Below are 15,981 nucleotides of genomic sequence, written 5' to 3' on the forward strand. Positions count from 1 at the left end.
TGTATACTGCTTTTTTTGAGTATAATTTTTATTCAATCCGTACTCAAATCTGGCTTTCCCATGAGATTTTGAAATTGTGGTAAATAGTTAAAATTATATTTTACTTTGATGGAAAACTTGTGAAAAATCTACGTGAATTTTTCATTACACATAGCTGGTGGGGAAAACTACTTGGCGCCTTCTTCGGTTACTTAATAACTGGTGGGCCTGCTGGAGCGTTGTTTGGCTTATTAGTTGGCAACTTGTTTGACCGGGGATTGGTAGCACACTTTTCTCGTCCTCATTGGCAATTTTATTCAGAAAAACGCGAAGCCGTACAAAAAGTATTCTTTGAAGCCACTTTTACCATCATGGGGCATATTGCAAAAGCTGATGGGCGTGTATCTGAAAAAGAAATAGAAATGGCCACCTTACTTATGAAGGAAATGAGGTTAAGCTCAGAACAGAAGGCTCAGGCAAGGCGTTTTTTCAGAGAGGGCAAATCAAAGAATTTTGATTTAACCAGCATGCTCAGCTTATTGCATAATACTTGCCGACTTAATCCCGATTTGTTGAAACTCTTTGTGGATATCCAATATCGTGCTGCCAAGATCGATGGTTTATCTAAAAATAAAATAAACGTATTGGATACTGTTTTCAGAAGGCTTGGACTAGCACCTTTGCATCAACAATATCGTTTTTATCAGGATTTCGGTTATCAGGATTTCGAGACATCTCATCAACAACGTTCCCAACAGCAGGAGTCTTATTCAGATTATTCCCAGCGATCTTATCAATCAACGAGCAGCATGATTGATCAAGCCTACGCCTTACTGGAAGTTCCTTCCAATGCCAGTAAACAAGAAGTAAAACGGGCTTACCGACGGCTAATCAGTCGAAATCACCCGGACAAATTGATTGCCCAGGGCTTACCTGAGTCCATGATTAAAATGGCCAATGAAAAGACGCAAAAAATTCGCAAGGCTTACGAATATATTTGCAGTAGCAAAGGTTGGCATCACTAAGCTGTCTAATGGTAAGAGAGCAACCTCCTGCCATGAACGGCCATATTTGGTGCATCTTGAGCGAAAACAAGCCTTTAAAATGCTCACATAGCTATCTATACTGCGTTTTTTCAGTCTTATTTTCTTCCAATTTGAACTCAAATCCGACCGTTAGATACATTTCAATGTGGGGATGAGCTATTACGTCTAATTTTGTCTAATATCGATAATAATCCGGTTTATAAGGTCCTTCGATCTCCACTCCAATATATTGGGCCTGCTCAATGGTTAATTGAGTCAACTTTGCTCCGATACGATCCAGATGAAGGCGAGCAACTTTTTCATCCAGATGCTTAGGCAACACATAGACTTCATTTTTATAATTGGAATGATGATTAAATAGCTCAATCTGAGCTAAAACCTGATTGGTAAAGGATGCGGACATAACAAAACTCGGATGTCCTGTGGCACAACCCAAATTAACCAGGCGACCTTCTGCAAGTACAATAATTCGTTTGCCGTCAGGAAAAATCACATGATCAACTTGCGGCTTGATATTTTCCCATTCATATTGGCGTAAACTGCTGATATCAATTTCTGAATCGAAATGGCCAATATTGCACAAAATGGCTTGATGTTTCATTCGCAACATATGGTCATGAGTCACCACATGGTAATTGCCTGTAGCCGTTACCAGTATATCTACCTGTTCGGCCACTTCATCCAATGTCACGACACGATACCCTTCCATAGCCGCTTGCAGGGCGCAAATAGGGTCAATTTCTGCAATCCACACGGTAGCACCCTGGCCACGTAATGCCTGAGCACAACCCTTACCAACGTCACCATATCCTAAAATAAGAGCAATTTTTCCAGCTATCATGACATCGGTAGCTCGCTTGATGCCATCGAGCAATGATTCCCGACAGCCATATAAGTTATCGAATTTGGATTTAGTCACAGAATCGTTCACATTGATAGCAGGAGATTTAAGCTGTCCTTTTTTAGCCATTTCATATAATCTGGCTACACCTGTTGTGGTTTCCTCAGAAATGCCTTTAATGTCAGAAAAAAGCTGCGGATATTTCTCATGAACCACTTTCGTCAAATCACCGCCATCGTCAAGTAAAAGATTTGGTGCCCATCCATTTGGGCCTTTCAAGGTTTGCTCTACACACCACCAATACTCTTCTTCTGTTTCTCCCTTCCAGGCAAATACGGGTATACCAGTTTCAGCCATGGCAGCAGCAGCGTGATCCTGCGTCGAAAAAATATTACAGGATGACCAACGTACCTCGGCCCCTAGAGCCACCAAGGTTTCAATTAACACCGCCGTTTGAATGGTCATGTGCAGACAGCCAGCAATTTTTGCGCCTTTCAAAGGCTTCTTTCCGCCAAATTCTTTTCTCAATGCCATTAATCCCGGCATCTCTGTTTCAGCGATAGCAATTTCTTTACGCCCCCATGACGCCAGGGATAAGTCGGCTACTTTAAAATCTTCAGTTGTCATGCTCAGTTTTCTCCTCATAGTTCATGCCTAGGAAAATATATTGGGGCGGTTTTCTTCAAAGCTTCATCAAGCATGGAATCATTGAAATATCTTCAGCTTTAATGAATGATTGATCATTCGATTTTAGCCATTTTTCAGGATCGAATTCCCGCTACTTGATAGCGGGGTCCATACGGAGCTTCGCAGGAATTAGCGCGGCCGATGCCGCGGTAATTCGCACCATTCTATTTTTCTCAAGTCATCGATTTACAGCGACTTTGATCAATATAACGGTGCGCTTCTATGGTCTTTAACCTATTACTTCCTTTACTTGAAAAATGGCTAAAGTCCAGTATTCAATCAAAAGATGATTCCGGGATGGTTTAAATTTAAAATCATCCCTGTGACATAAAATCACCTACAATGCTTTCTTTAAGGCCTCTACCTTATCAAGACGTTCCCAGGGGAACTCATCACGGCCGTAATGTCCATACGTTGCCGTTTTTCGATAAATCGGTCTTAGCAAATCATGTTTTTCAATGATCCCTTGAGGGGTTAAATCAAAGTGCGTATGAATTAAATCAATCATTTCTGCTTGCGTTAATCGACCAGTCCCGAAGGTTTCCACCGTGATAGATGTCGGTTCCGACAAACCAATCGCATATGAAATCTGCAGTTCACATTTATCAGTAAGGCCAGCAGCTACGAGATTTTTAGCCACATAACGTGCGGCATAAGCTGCAGAGCGATCCACTTTTGAGGGATCCTTACCTGAGAAACACCCTCCTCCATGCCTTGCCATTCCACCATAGGTATCCACGATAATTTTTCGTCCAGTTAATCCGCAATCTCCTAAGGGGCCTCCAATCACAAAACGACCCGTGGGGTTAATATGGTATTTGGTCTGAGACGTTAACCATTCGCCAGGCAACACTTTTTTAATGATGTCCTCAAGAACCGCTTCAATCAAATCCTGTTGAGAAATATCCGGAGTATGTTGAGTGGAAAAAACAATGGTATCCACTGCAACAGGCTTATCCTGCTCATATTTTAAGGTTAATTGACATTTGGCATCCGGCCTTAACCAAGGAAGTATCTTTTCCTTACGACATTGGGCCTGCTTTTGCATCAGACGATGTGCATAAGCAACAGGCGCAGGCATATAAACATCTGTTTCTTTACTGGCATAACCAAACATTAACCCCTGATCTCCGGCACCTAAAATCTTTGTGACCTGATTATCTACCCCTTGGGCAATATCAGGTGATTGTTTGCCAATGGCTGATAATACTGCACAGGAAGCCCAGTCAAAGCCCATATCTGAGCTGTTATAACCAATATCTTTAATTACCTGACGCGTAATATCCTCTACATCGACCCAGGCTGATGTGGTAATTTCACCGCCTACAAGAACCATGCCGGTTTTAACAAAGGTTTCACAGGCCACACGTGCTTCGTGATCCTGCTCCAGGATAGCATCCAAAATAGCATCAGATATTTGGTCGGCAATTTTATCAGGATGTCCTTCAGATACCGATTCTGAAGTAAATACATACGATTCACTCACTAAAAACCCTCACTTAGTTAAAGTCCCTGTTTCATGGCTTCAATAAACTCATCAAAAATCAGTTCAATGTCATGCGGACCAGGGCCTGCTTCTGGATGCCCCTGGAAACCAAATGCCGGTTTGTGGGTACATCGGATCCCCTGTAAACTGTTATCAAACAAAGAACGATGTGTGACTTGCAGATGATTGGGTAAGCTTGTTTCATCCACAGCAAAACCATGATTCTGGCTGGTAATGAATACTCGTCTTCGACTGCTGGTTTCTACCACTGGATGATTGGCACCATGATGCCCAAATTTCATTTTTATTGTATTTGCTCCACAAGCCAATGCCAATATTTGAAATCCTAAACAAATTCCAAACAGAGGAATGTTTTCTTCCAGAAAACGTTTGGTGGCTTCAATGGCATAACCACATGCCTGCGGATCCCCAGGCCCATTAGACAATAATATGCCATCCGGCTTCATGGCTAAGGTTTCTTTTGCCGATGTTTTGGCAGGCACCAAGGTAATATGACAACCTTTATCATGAAGTATTCTCAAAATATTGTGTTTAACTCCAAAATCATAGGCAATGATGTGAAACCTCTGGGGAAGGGTATTTTTTGTCCACGCTCCTCGCCCTGAATACCAGCGCTCAGTGGCCTGCCTTGAAACCTCAGCAGCCAAATCCATACCTTGTAAACCGTTAAAAGATTGTGCTTTTTCAAGCGCCAACTGTGGATTTTCCACCTTCGTGGTCAGACAGGCAGACATAGCACCTTGATCGCGTAATTTAATGGTCAGATCACGAGTATCAATCTCGCTTATGGCTACTACATTATGTTGTTTTAACCATTCAGATAATGATTGTTCCGCACGAAAATTACTGTAAGTGGCAGAGCAATGACGAACCACAAGACCTGATGCCCAGGCTTTGGTGGACTCCATGTCTTCAGAATTGCAACCGGTATTTCCAACATGAGTTGTTGTTAAAGTCACAATTTGTTGGGCATAAGAAGGATCGGTAAGAATTTCCTGATATCCAGTCATAGCTGTATTAAACACCAGCTCCCCAACGCGTTCACCTTCAGCGCCAACAGAAATACCTTTATAGATTGAACCGTCGGCAAGAACCAGCAAGGCAGGCTTATTCATCATGGAAATGCTCATCACTATATAACAGGAAAACTAATTTCCAGAGTGAACTGCATCAGCCTGGAAATTGGCAATAAATTTCATTGCGTGCGATTATATCGCAGAAGAATTAAAATTTCATGTCCTCAAAAAATTTTTTCACTCCATCAAACCATGAACTACTACGAGGTGAATGCTTTTTTTTACCTTTTTCAAGGGTTTCCTGAAATTTATTTAACAGTTCCTTTTGCTCTTTGGATAAATTAACTGGCGTTTCAACAACCACCTTACACAACAAATCACCGGAAGTATAACCGCGTACAGAAGCCATACCTTTACCACGTAAACGAAATGTTTTTCCTGTTTGCGTCTCTGGAGGTATTTTTAATGAAACTCTGCCTTGAAGGGTCGGAACTTCGATCGTGCCTCCCAAGGTAGCTGTAGCAAAACTGATAGGAACCTCACAATGTAAATGGTTATCTTGTCTCTCAAAAATGGGATGAGGCTTAACTGTGACCTGTATATACAAATCTCCAGCTCCACCACCATGAACACCCGCCTCACCTTCACCGCTCAGGCGAACACGATCACCATTATCAACTCCTGCCGGAATCTTGACGGTAAGATTTTTTGACTCACGCACCCTTCCCTGACCATGGCAATCGGGACATCGATCAACAATGATTTTTCCTTCTCCATGACAACTTGGACAAGTTTGCTGTATAGAAAAAAAGCCTTGTTGAATGCGCACCTGACCTATCCCATTACAGGTATCGCACTCCACAGGTTTGGTTCCTTTCTTAGCGCCACTTCCATTACAAGTTTTACAAGTTCCATGCCGAGGAATGTTAATTTCAATTTCTTTACCGGTTGCAGCTTCTTCAAGGGTCAATTGCACATTATATTGTAGATCAGCCCCTCGCTGACCTCTTGATTGTCGTGTGCCACTGCGGCCTCCGGAAAAAATATTTTCAAAAATATCTTCAAAGACGTCACCGAAACCACCAAAACCGCCATGTCCTCCTCCGAAGCCTCCGCCCATAGAGGAGTCAACGCCTGCATGCCCAAATTGGTCATAAGCAGCGCGTTTTTGCGGATCGGATAATACATCATATGCTCTTTGAATTTCTTTGAACCGATCTTCAGCAGTCTTGTCATTTGGATTGCGATCCGGATGGTACTTCATAGCCAACTTACGATAGGCTTTTTTTATTTCACTATCGTCAGCGCTACGGCTGACGCCCAAAAGTTCATAATAATCCTGATGTTCCATGACTGCTCACACTCTGCGGTAAATGTTACCTCTACAAAAACTTCTATTTATAACGCCATTCGGATGGTTATTTATAAAATAAGATTAAGTTTTCTATAGTACCGTTGTTTTCTGTATTGCGTACCCTAAATCTGTATAGTATGACATAAACGCCCAATAAAGCGCAAAAACAATAAAGACTACACAAAAAAAGGGCAGCAAAACACCCTACTTATAATTATACTTCATATCACTGCATTTAGGTTCTGCTAATGACCCAACCTCATATTTCTCATATTGACGGCAGAACAAAACACCTAATATTAAATTCAGTTTGCGAGAAAATTTTTCTAAAAAAAATGCGCCATAGTGACCTCTGGGCTTTTACCATTTCTAAAAGTTCGCTAAAAAATACCTCTTTGCGAACGGGGTGAACCAATCCAGACTGATTTTCAATGGATATTCTGATCCGGATTGCTTCGCTAGCGTTCGAGAAGACAGATTATTGACCATTTTTGTAAAAATGGTCAAAGTCAAAGAGCAACCTACCTGAGCACTTTTTAATAAAATTTTCTCGCAAGTTGGATTCTTTTCCGAGCAGGGCTGACCTCTTACTGCTCTGCCTGGCTCCCGGAAGTTCGAGTACCAGGGACTCGAAAAATTGAGCATCTCATTAACTTATTTTTTCTTTTCCTCATCATTTACTTCTTCAAATTCGGCATCAACAACACCTTCTTCTGCGCTGGAAGAAGCTTTTTCTTTTGATTTTGACTCAGCTTCTGCCTGAGATGCCTGACTTTCCTCTGATTTTTTAGCATAGATACGCTCAGCCATTTTAGATGAGGCTTCGGTAAGTGCTTTAAGTTTATCCTCAATCTCTACCTTGTCCTTACCTTTCAAAGCCTCTTTCAACTGAGATATGGCTGTTTCGATGCTGCTCTTTTCTTCTGCAGACAATTCCCCTTCCAGCTCTTTTAAGGATTTCTCAGAGCTATGGATTAAACTGTCGGCCTGATTACGAACCTCTACCAGCTCTTTGAATTTTTTGTCTTCCTCGGCATGTGATTTAGCATCTTTGATCATCGCTTCAACTTCTTCATCACTTAAGCCGCTTGATGCCTTAATCACAATAGATTGCGCCTTGCCGGTGGCTTTATCTTTTGCAGAAACATTCAAAATACCATTGGCATCGATATCGAAGGTGACCTCGATTTGCGGCACACCTCGGGGAGCAGGAGGAATATCCTGTAAGTCAAAGCGGCCCAGAGATTTATTGGCGGAAGCCTGCTCACGCTCACCTTGCAAAACATGTACAGTTACTGCAGTTTGATTATCATCTGCCGTTGAAAACACCTGTGTGGCTTTGGTTGGAATGGTGGTGTTTTTTTCGATCAATTTAGTCATAACTCCACCCATGGTTTCAATTCCAAGAGAAAGAGGAGTCACATCCAGCAAAAGAATATCTTTCACTTCTCCAGACAGCACAGCAGCCTGGATTGCAGCGCCAATCGCCACCGCCTCATCTGGGTTAACATCTTTACGAGGCTCCTTGCCAAAAAAATCTTGTACGGTTTTTTGTACCAAGGGCATACGGGTTTGTCCACCGACTAAAATCACATCATCGATTTTGGATATTTCCAGGCCTGCATCTTTCAATGCAATCTTACAAGGCTCAATGGAACGTTGTACCAGTTTTTCCACTAATGATTCCAGTTTAGCGCGCGTTAAGCGGATATTTAAGTGTTTGGGACCAGAGGAATCAGCCGTAATATAGGGCAGATTCACATCGGTTTGCTGAGCAGAAGATAATTCAATCTTAGCTTTCTCGGCAGCCTCTTTTAAACGTTGTAAAGCCAGAGGGTCACTATGTAAATCAATACCGCTGTCTTTTTTAAATTCAGCGGCAAGATATTCGATAAGCGCCAAATCAAAATCCTCACCGCCAAGGAAAGTGTCGCCGTTTGTTGCCAATACTTCAAACTGATGCTCACCATCCACTTCAGCTATCTCAATAATGGAAATATCAAAAGTCCCGCCTCCGAGGTCATAAACGGCAATGATAGAATCACCGCGCTTTTTATCCATACCATAAGCAAGTGCTGCGGCAGTGGGCTCATTAATGATCCGTTTGACATCCAGTCCGGCAATCTTGCCAGCATCTTTGGTAGCCTGGCGTTGTGAATCGTTGAAATAGGCGGGAACCGTAATGACCGCCTCTTTCACTTCTTCACCCAAATAATCTTCTGCGGTTTTTTTCATTTTTCTTAAAACTTCCGCTGAAATTTGTGGCGGTGCTTTATCTTGCCCCTTAACTCTGACCCAAGCGTCACCATTGTCTGCCTTGATGATTTTGTAAGGAACCATTTTAATGTCTTTCTGTACCACCGGATCATCAAAACGGCGTCCAATCAAGCGCTTGATGGCAAAAAGCGTGTTGTCAGGATTAGTCACAGCCTGACGTTTGGCAGACTGGCCCACCAGAATTTCATTGTCGTCAGTAAAAGCCACAATGGAGGGGGTGGTACGGTGCCCCTCACTGTTTTCAATTACTCTTGTTTTATCGCCTTCCATTATGGCAACACAAGAGTTGGTTGTTCCTAAATCTATTCCAATAATTTTAGCCATTTTTTTTGCTCCAAATGAATGTTCTTAAGCATTACCTCACATATGGGGTAAATGATTGTAATTTCAAGGTCTGAGTCAGTCGGTATTTCAGCAAGAGGTAATATTTCTTTGTTTCATACCGGCTATTGATTTAATTAGCTGAAAATATTAGCTAATTTTATCGATTTTGTTAATATTTAAATCATATTATCTGGATGTTCATCATTAACAAATGATTAGTCTTTTTCAGCTTTGTTCTTCGAAACAATAACCCGTGCAGGTCGAATCACACGATCGCTTAATTTGTAACCTTTCTGAAACACTGCCAGAACAGTATTGGCAGGAACCTCGGCTGACTCCTGGATCGACATGGCTTCATGCAATTGAGGATCGAAGACATCACCTTCAGGGTTTAGTTGTTTGACTTCTGTTTTTTCCAGGACATCAAGAAACAGTTTCATGGTCAATTCAAGCCCTTCCCTCATCGATGTATCTTGTTCTGCCATCTGTAAAGCCTGTTCCAGGCTGTCCAGCACAGGCAATAAAGAAGTTATCAGCTTTTCCATGCCGTATCGGTGGGCATTCTCAATATCACGTTCAGCACGTTTTCTAACATTGTCTAATTCTGCCTGGGCTCGAACAGCTTTTTCCCAGTTTTCATGCGCTTTCTGTTCTGCAAGGGTTAACTGTTCCTCCAAGGCTTCATAGTCTGGATGCTCCAAAGAAGCTTTTACCTCTTCAGAATCATGAATATCCTTTGAGGAAGACGTGCTTTCAGTGTCTTTTGTTTCACTTTCTTTTTTTATTTTTTCCCAGTCTTTTTTACTCATGTTGAAACTCCAGGTGAATTGACGGGTATAAATGGGGTTAAGCTAAAAAAATTCAAGTCTTTTCATAAAAATTAAAAATGATTATCTGCATTCGACTTGAGAAAATAGAATGGCAGGAATTACCGCGGCATTGATCGCGGTATCTATACGAAACTCCGTATGGACCCCGCTATCAAGTAGCGGGGATTCGATCTCTAAGTCGAGCAGTATGACATTAAGTAGAATGAATGCGGCTTGCTCAAAACACATTATTGTTTCATACTTGGACATAAATACATGAGGGTGGAATTTTTAAAGATGCAAAGTTGGTCGCCGACATCCTGGCAGCGTTTTTCCTATTTACAAGCCGCAAAATACAATGATGAGAAACAACTTGCGCAGGTTGTTAAGCAATTAAGTCAAATGCCCCCCCTTGTCACCAGTGGTGAAATACAAACTCTGAAAGCAGCCATTGCCAAGGCTGGCCGAGGGGAGGCTTTTATCCTGCAAGGCGGTGACTGTGCTGAATCCTTTAATGACTGTCGCTCAGACAGGATCAGCAATAAATTAAAAATCATGTTGCAAATGAGCCTGATTCTATTGCATAGCATGCGCAAACCTATTATTCGTATAGGACGCATTGCCGGGCAGTATGCAAAACCGCGTTCCTCTGATCACGAAACCATAAACGGTTTAACTTTACCAAGTTATCGAGGTGACTTGGTGAATTCACCGGAATTCACTAAAGAAGCGCGTGAGCCTGACCCAAAACTATTGCTTCAAGGATACAGTTACGCAGCAATCACATTAAATTTTATACGCGCCTTGTTAAACAGCGGATTTGCCAGCCTGCATCATCCCCAACAATGGGATCTTCGTTTTGTCGAGCATTCAAAGCAGGCCGAAGAATATCACAAGATTGTACGAGCCATTGCCGACTCTCTGGATTTCCTTGAATCCATTGATGGTCTGCAAAACAGCAGTTTGAACAAAGTGGATTTTTTCACTTCTCATGAAGCGCTTCATTTGCATTATGAGCAAGCACTAACAAGACGTTTAAAAAATGACCAATGGTATGATCTGTCCACTCATTTGCCCTGGATTGGCATGAGAACAGCTCAAACAGACAGCGCACATTTGGAGTTTCTACGCGGCGTTACCAATCCCATAGGCATTAAAGTAGGACCTGGTGCGACAAAGGAGTGGTTATCAGATATTTTGAAGATAGCCAATCCTCAACGTGAGGAAGGGCGATTATTATTGATTACCCGACTTGGCGCTCAAAAAGCTTCTGAACTATTACCGCCGCTCATCGAAACCGTGCAAGCCACGAAAATCCCGGTCACCTGGTCTTGCGATCCCATGCACGGCAATACCGAAACAACGGCAGATGGCATTAAAACCCGTCATTTTGATAATATTCTCTCCGAGTTACAGCAGGTTGTAGCTACACACAAGACCATGAACAGCCATCTCGGTGGTGTTCATTTTGAGCTAACTGGCGATAACGTAACGGAATGCATTGGAGGGGCGCGCGGATTGTCAGCAAGTGACCTGAAAAATGCCTATCATAGCCTCGTTGACCCACGCTTAAATTATGAGCAATCACTGGAAATGGCGATTCAACTTGGCAAGGAATTTTCATCATAACGCAGAATCAAAATATTGCAATTGCATCGCAAACCTTACAGAATAAACGTATCTAATTTTTGATCATTTTCTTTATAGCACTTTGTAAAGATTAAAGACTATAGAAACGCACCGTTACATTTATCAAAGTCGCTGTAAATCGATGACTTGAGAAAATAGAATGGTACGAATTACCGTGGCACCGACCGCGGTCTATGAGAAGCTCCGTATGGATCCCGTTATCAAGTAGCGGGGATTCGATCCCTGAAAAATGCTAAAGTCGAGCTAGAAAAAATCAGCTAAAAATTCCGGTATCCTTTGATCCAGCCAATAAAACGGTGTACCGGAATGATTACTGCCAATAAAACCGACATGTCCTCCTTTTTGACTCAATTCAAAAAGAACATCTTTGGATATTTCATCTTCCTTTGGAACAACATCTGGTGTCATAAAAGGATCATCCAGCGAATGGATGATAAGTGTAGGTGTAGATATCTGGCATAAATAGGGTAATGAACTGGCTTCCCGATAATATTGATGAGCATGTTTAAAGCCATGCAATGGAGCAGTAACCTTATCATCAAAGGTCCAGAAGCAATGCCATTTATTGAGATTTTGCAAAGGTTCAGGCACATGATCTTTGTACAAAAGTCGTTTTCGTTCAAAAACGGAACGTATGCTCTTTAACAAATAGGCCTGGTAAATTCTTGCAAATCCATAACCCATTCGATTAGCCACTTTAACCAATTGAAAAGGAACAGATACCGCAACTGCTGCATGGATAAATTTCTGTTTACTATGTTCACCCAGCCATTTAAGCAACACGTTTCCGCCCAATGAAACACCTACAACAGCCTTTGCTGTCTTTGGCTCTCTTTGCGAAAGGAGAGATAAAACCTCCGATAAATCGCTGGTTTCTCCGGAATGATAAGCACGTAATAGGCGATTTGGCTCTTCACTGGCACCTCTGAAATGCATAAGAACAACACGCCAGCCATGCTCATTAAAGGCCTGCATGAATCCTGCCACGTATTTAGAATGAATAGAGCCTCCCAATCCATGCAACAGTAGCACCAGGGGCGTATCGGCTCTCAATCCATTGATAGCCCAGAACAAATCGATGAAATCTCCATCTGCTAACTCAAGACGCTCCGTTTTATCAACCGGAGCTTTAATGGAACGCATTAAAAACGGATATAAGGTCTGGCTATGGGGATTAGATAACCACCATGGAGCCCTGAAAGAACTTTCAATGATCATCACGCTCCTTATGAAAATGAGGACTGAATTCTTGCACGGCTTCAACAAGAGCAGTCACATTTTCCGGCGGAACATCCGGCGTAATACCATGGCCTAAGTTAAAGATATGGCCTGAGCCGTAACCAAAGGCGGCCAGAACGTTCTGAACCTCTTTTCGAATGCAGTGCGGATGGGTCAACAGGACAGCCGGATCCAGATTTCCCTGCAAGGCCACTTTTGAACCCACCAACTTCCTTGCTGCTGCTAAATCACAAGTCCAATCAACTCCCAAAGCATCGCAGCCGGTGAATGCCATATCTGACAACCATTGTCCGCCACCCTTTGTGAATATTATTATAGGCCATTCTGAATATTTTACCTTCAATTGCTCAACGATTTTCGCCATATAACTTAAGGAAAATTTGCGATAATTTTCCGGTGTCAGGATGCCTCCCCAGGTGTCGAATAACATGACAGCATTTACTCCGGCTTCAATCTGTGCAACCAAATAATCATACACAGAGTCAGCCAGTTTAAGGAGCAACTCATGCACTGTTTGCGGTTCGCTGTACAGCAGGGTCAGAATATTCTTGAAATCACGAGAGCTCTGTCCTTCCACCATATAGCAGGCTAAAGTCCAGGGACTGCCGGAAAAACCAATCAATGGTAATTCTTCAGGCATTTCTTTTCTGATAAGACGTACTGCATCCATGACATAGCTTAGCTCATTTCTTACATCCGGCTTAGCCAGTTTTTTTATCGCATTCAAATCACGTACCGGCTGAGAGAAAACAGGTCCTTCTCCCTCAACAAAAAAAAGGCCAAGGCCCATAGCATCAGGAATGGTTAAAATATCAGAAAATAAGATTGCAGCATCCAGTGAATAACGGCGAAGTGGCTGCAAGGTAGCCTCACAAGCCAGTTCAGGATTTTTACATAAATTTAAAAAATCGCCTGCTTTTTGTCTTAATTGGCGATACTCTGGTAAATAACGACCAGCCTGACGCATAATCCAAAGGGGTGTCCTCTCAACAGGCTGACGTCTTAAAGCACGAATAAATATGGATTGATTCACATCTGTCATTTTAATGAGTCCTGTTTATCACTAAGAAGTAGGCACAATATACTATAATAAAAAGTGAATACCATGTATTTTTGACAGGGAGGTTGGCATGTTGCCCTGGATTATTATATTTCTCATCGCCGCTCTCATTGCAGGCATACTCGGTTTTGCCATTGTTCCTGACGCCATCGTAAGCGTTGTCAAATTTTTATTTTTTCTGTTCCTGATTTTATTTTTCATTTTTTTAGCTCTATACATCACAAAACGCTGACCACTGATGTGAGTGCATTTTATTTAGGTACACAAAAAATTCAGCGCAATTTTTTTTCATCATTTTATAAATTTTAATTTTAACGGTATTTAGAGCACATACCTCATTTAGATCAATTTTAATCTATAATGTATATTATTAATACTGAATGATCGTATTATGCCTAAATTTGTCCTCGAAAAAGGTAAATTAACCATCGTCAGTGATGCTCGGCCTAGACGTACATTAGCAACTCACTTGAGTCTGGAAGAACAATACAGTGAAGATTTCATGTTTTATAAGCCTAAAATGTTTGCAGAATGCAAAGATTTTATTGCCGAAAAAGGTGAAGATAGCATTGTAAGTGTCAAATCAGATATCTGGGATATTCATTATCAAGCATTATTTATTGGCATTATTGCTCAGAAGTATCCCACAATTGAAGAAATTGATTTCAGTCATTGTGAGCTACGTGATGCCGATGTTCCGCCTATTTTAGTTATTTTTCGAGAATGTAGTCATTTAAAAAAAATCAACTTGAGCAATAATTATATTTCCAATGAAGGTGCCTTGTTATTACTAGATTATATTTTGCAGCACTTAGAGGAAATCGAGACGGTTGATTTAAGCGATAATGATATTGGCTATCCTGTGTGTGATTTCATTTCCAAACAAATCGCTTCATTTAGCACAGTAAGTATAAATCTTGCTGACAATCATAATCCTGATGAAGTTTTTCTTTCCCAAAAAAACCTTAATGAGGAAGAACAGCAAAAAGCTCATAAATATCTTGGTGAATTAGCCGATGAGTTCCAAACTGGCGACCTGCTCTATGGTTTACATGCAGGCGTTGCGGAAGACAAAGGTAGAAACCCAGTTCACGAGGCAGTAAAAAAAGCCATTAAACCCCAACTTCGTCATCAATTATTAATTATCAATCCTTTTTCAGATTGGGTAATCAATAGAAATAATTTTGAACGGGCTTATAAAAAGGAACTGATATTATTTGACGACTTTGCCCACCGCTTGACTCCATCACTTTATCCAAAGGAGGACGAACCTTTTATTAAAGGATGGTCAGAACATAAAATCATTTGTAAGCTTGGAATTTTATGGGCAAAAAACAACAATAAAAAAATTCACTATATACTCGATGATCTGCGGATGGAATTATTTTCTGCAGGCAACCGTAATCGAGCCGATGTTTCCGTCACAGAGGCCGAGATAAAATTCATCGCACGTTTTTATGATAATTTAAAAGACACAGTACAATTTTGGCGTACCGATAAAGCCTCTGGAAAATTGGTAAAAGCAGAAGCACCCTGGTTAGATCCCAAAACCAGAGATGACTGGAGAGGTTATTTAAAAGCGGAAAAAAGCAAAATGCGTTATTTTCCACAAGGAAGCCTTCCCACGCTCATGTTTTTCTCAGCAATATCGGATCGAAAATCCTACTCCGTTAAGGCTTATCATGAAGCGCTGGAATTACTTCTAAGCGATATCGTCGGCAAAACTGACCATTATCAAATCAACGCCCTCATTGGGAAATATCGCTCACTGCTTATCAAGGCCGACACTAAATATAAAATTGAACAATTGGTTTTTGCACTTGCTGATGAATACGAGCAGATAAAAGAAAATTTTAAAGACAATAACCTGGAAGTACTTTTGTCAAATCTTATTAAACCATCAGGAAGTTATTCTACAGCCTCAGAAGATATAAGATTCTTTTACCGTCGGGGTATCATGGAAAGGGTTTATGGAAACAAGGTTTTGGACATGAAAATGTTATTTGAAATGGCTGATACCTTAGAGGCTGACACTGTAAAACTTGGCTCGGGTTTTGATTAAAAAACGTAGATATTCATTTACCAGAGCACTGAATGATTTAAAAATATGTAAAAAATAAATCTTTTGCTGGTTTAGTGTTATAAAGGTCGATAAAATAAGAAAAGAGTGCTATTGATAAAAATAAATCACC

12 protein-coding genes are annotated in these 15,981 nt (G+C 41.3%); 4 read left to right on the forward strand and 8 right to left on the reverse strand.

Annotated features, from left to right (window positions below; all coding sequences use genetic code 11):
- The first annotated feature begins 119 nt into the window (after window positions 1-119).
- Window positions 120-1,004: a co-chaperone DjlA gene (djlA, locus tag E4T55_RS03125; RefSeq protein WP_058500652.1), complete on the forward strand. Its 885-nt coding sequence runs from the start codon at window positions 120-122 to the stop codon at window positions 1,002-1,004.
- A 196-nt stretch (window positions 1,005-1,200) separates the two neighbouring features.
- Here djlA and ahcY read toward each other — a convergent pair whose 3' ends face one another.
- From ahcY to grpE, 6 genes are all read right to left on the reverse strand, one after another.
- Window positions 1,201-2,511: an adenosylhomocysteinase gene (gene ahcY / locus E4T55_RS03130; protein ID WP_058500651.1), complete on the reverse strand. Its 1,311-nt coding sequence runs from the start codon at window positions 2,509-2,511 to the stop codon at window positions 1,201-1,203.
- A gap of 379 nt (window positions 2,512-2,890) precedes the next feature.
- Window positions 2,891-4,039, reverse strand: coding sequence for a methionine adenosyltransferase (gene metK / locus E4T55_RS03135; RefSeq protein WP_058500650.1), 1,149 nt, complete (start codon window positions 4,037-4,039; stop codon window positions 2,891-2,893).
- Between the two features lie 17 nt (window positions 4,040-4,056).
- A complete protein-coding gene (carA, locus tag E4T55_RS03140) occupies window positions 4,057-5,178 on the reverse strand; it encodes a glutamine-hydrolyzing carbamoyl-phosphate synthase small subunit (protein ID WP_082636460.1) in 1,122 nt (373 codons plus the stop codon).
- A 106-nt stretch (window positions 5,179-5,284) separates the two neighbouring features.
- Window positions 5,285-6,427, reverse strand: a complete 1,143-nt coding sequence (gene dnaJ / locus E4T55_RS03145; protein ID WP_058500649.1) for a molecular chaperone DnaJ — start codon at window positions 6,425-6,427, stop codon at window positions 5,285-5,287.
- Window positions 6,428-7,084: 657 nt separating this feature from the next.
- Window positions 7,085-9,031, reverse strand: a complete 1,947-nt coding sequence (dnaK, locus tag E4T55_RS03150) for a molecular chaperone DnaK (RefSeq protein WP_058500648.1) — start codon at window positions 9,029-9,031, stop codon at window positions 7,085-7,087.
- A 215-nt stretch (window positions 9,032-9,246) separates the two neighbouring features.
- A complete protein-coding gene (gene grpE, locus E4T55_RS03155; protein WP_058500647.1) occupies window positions 9,247-9,840 on the reverse strand; it encodes a nucleotide exchange factor GrpE in 594 nt (197 codons plus the stop codon).
- 297 nt (window positions 9,841-10,137) lie between these two features.
- On the opposite strand from grpE, the gene E4T55_RS03160 reads away from it, so the two are divergent.
- Entirely contained in the window at window positions 10,138-11,469 is a 1,332-nt protein-coding gene (locus E4T55_RS03160; RefSeq protein WP_058500682.1) for a 3-deoxy-7-phosphoheptulonate synthase class II, read from the forward strand.
- A gap of 264 nt (window positions 11,470-11,733) precedes the next feature.
- Here E4T55_RS03160 and E4T55_RS03165 read toward each other — a convergent pair whose 3' ends face one another.
- Together E4T55_RS03165 and hemE are read right to left on the reverse strand one after the other, a co-directional pair.
- Window positions 11,734-12,708, reverse strand: coding sequence for a hydrolase (locus tag E4T55_RS03165; RefSeq protein WP_058500646.1), 975 nt, complete (start codon window positions 12,706-12,708; stop codon window positions 11,734-11,736).
- Window positions 12,698-13,771 (reverse strand): uroporphyrinogen decarboxylase, encoded by a 1,074-nt coding sequence (gene hemE / locus E4T55_RS03170; protein ID WP_058500645.1) that lies wholly within the window; start codon window positions 13,769-13,771, stop codon window positions 12,698-12,700. The genes E4T55_RS03165 and hemE overlap by 11 nt, the downstream gene beginning before the upstream one ends.
- A gap of 88 nt (window positions 13,772-13,859) precedes the next feature.
- Between hemE and E4T55_RS03175 the strand changes: the two genes are divergently transcribed.
- Both E4T55_RS03175 and E4T55_RS03180 read left to right on the forward strand, forming a co-directional pair.
- Window positions 13,860-14,021 (forward strand): DUF1328 family protein, encoded by a 162-nt coding sequence (locus E4T55_RS03175; protein ID WP_115325263.1) that lies wholly within the window; start codon window positions 13,860-13,862, stop codon window positions 14,019-14,021.
- A gap of 159 nt (window positions 14,022-14,180) precedes the next feature.
- Complete coding sequence (locus E4T55_RS03180) at window positions 14,181-15,851, forward strand: leucine-rich repeat domain-containing protein (protein WP_058500644.1); 1,671 nt, start codon at window positions 14,181-14,183, stop codon at window positions 15,849-15,851.
- Window positions 15,852-15,981: the final 130 nt, after the last annotated feature.

Source organism: Legionella israelensis (assembly GCF_004571175.1).
Taxonomy (GTDB): Bacteria; Pseudomonadota; Gammaproteobacteria; order Legionellales; family Legionellaceae; genus Legionella_D; species Legionella_D israelensis.

Coding starts and splice junctions, on each gene's coding strand:
- E4T55_RS03165 (WP_058500646.1), bottom strand. CDS start 12,708: ATGATCATTGAAAGTTCTTTCAGGGCTCCATGGTGGTTATCTAATCCC.
- carA (WP_082636460.1), bottom strand. CDS start 5,178: ATGATGAATAAGCCTGCCTTGCTGGTTCTTGCCGACGGTTCAATCTAT.
- hemE (WP_058500645.1), bottom strand. CDS start 13,771: ATGACAGATGTGAATCAATCCATATTTATTCGTGCTTTAAGACGTCAG.
- E4T55_RS03175 (WP_115325263.1), top strand. CDS start 13,860: ATGTTGCCCTGGATTATTATATTTCTCATCGCCGCTCTCATTGCAGGC.
- dnaK (WP_058500648.1), bottom strand. CDS start 9,031: ATGGCTAAAATTATTGGAATAGATTTAGGAACAACCAACTCTTGTGTT.
- E4T55_RS03160 (WP_058500682.1), top strand. CDS start 10,138: ATGCAAAGTTGGTCGCCGACATCCTGGCAGCGTTTTTCCTATTTACAA.
- E4T55_RS03180 (WP_058500644.1), top strand. CDS start 14,181: ATGCCTAAATTTGTCCTCGAAAAAGGTAAATTAACCATCGTCAGTGAT.
- grpE (WP_058500647.1), bottom strand. CDS start 9,840: ATGAGTAAAAAAGACTGGGAAAAAATAAAAAAAGAAAGTGAAACAAAA.
- ahcY (WP_058500651.1), bottom strand. CDS start 2,511: ATGAGGAGAAAACTGAGCATGACAACTGAAGATTTTAAAGTAGCCGAC.
- dnaJ (WP_058500649.1), bottom strand. CDS start 6,427: ATGGAACATCAGGATTATTATGAACTTTTGGGCGTCAGCCGTAGCGCT.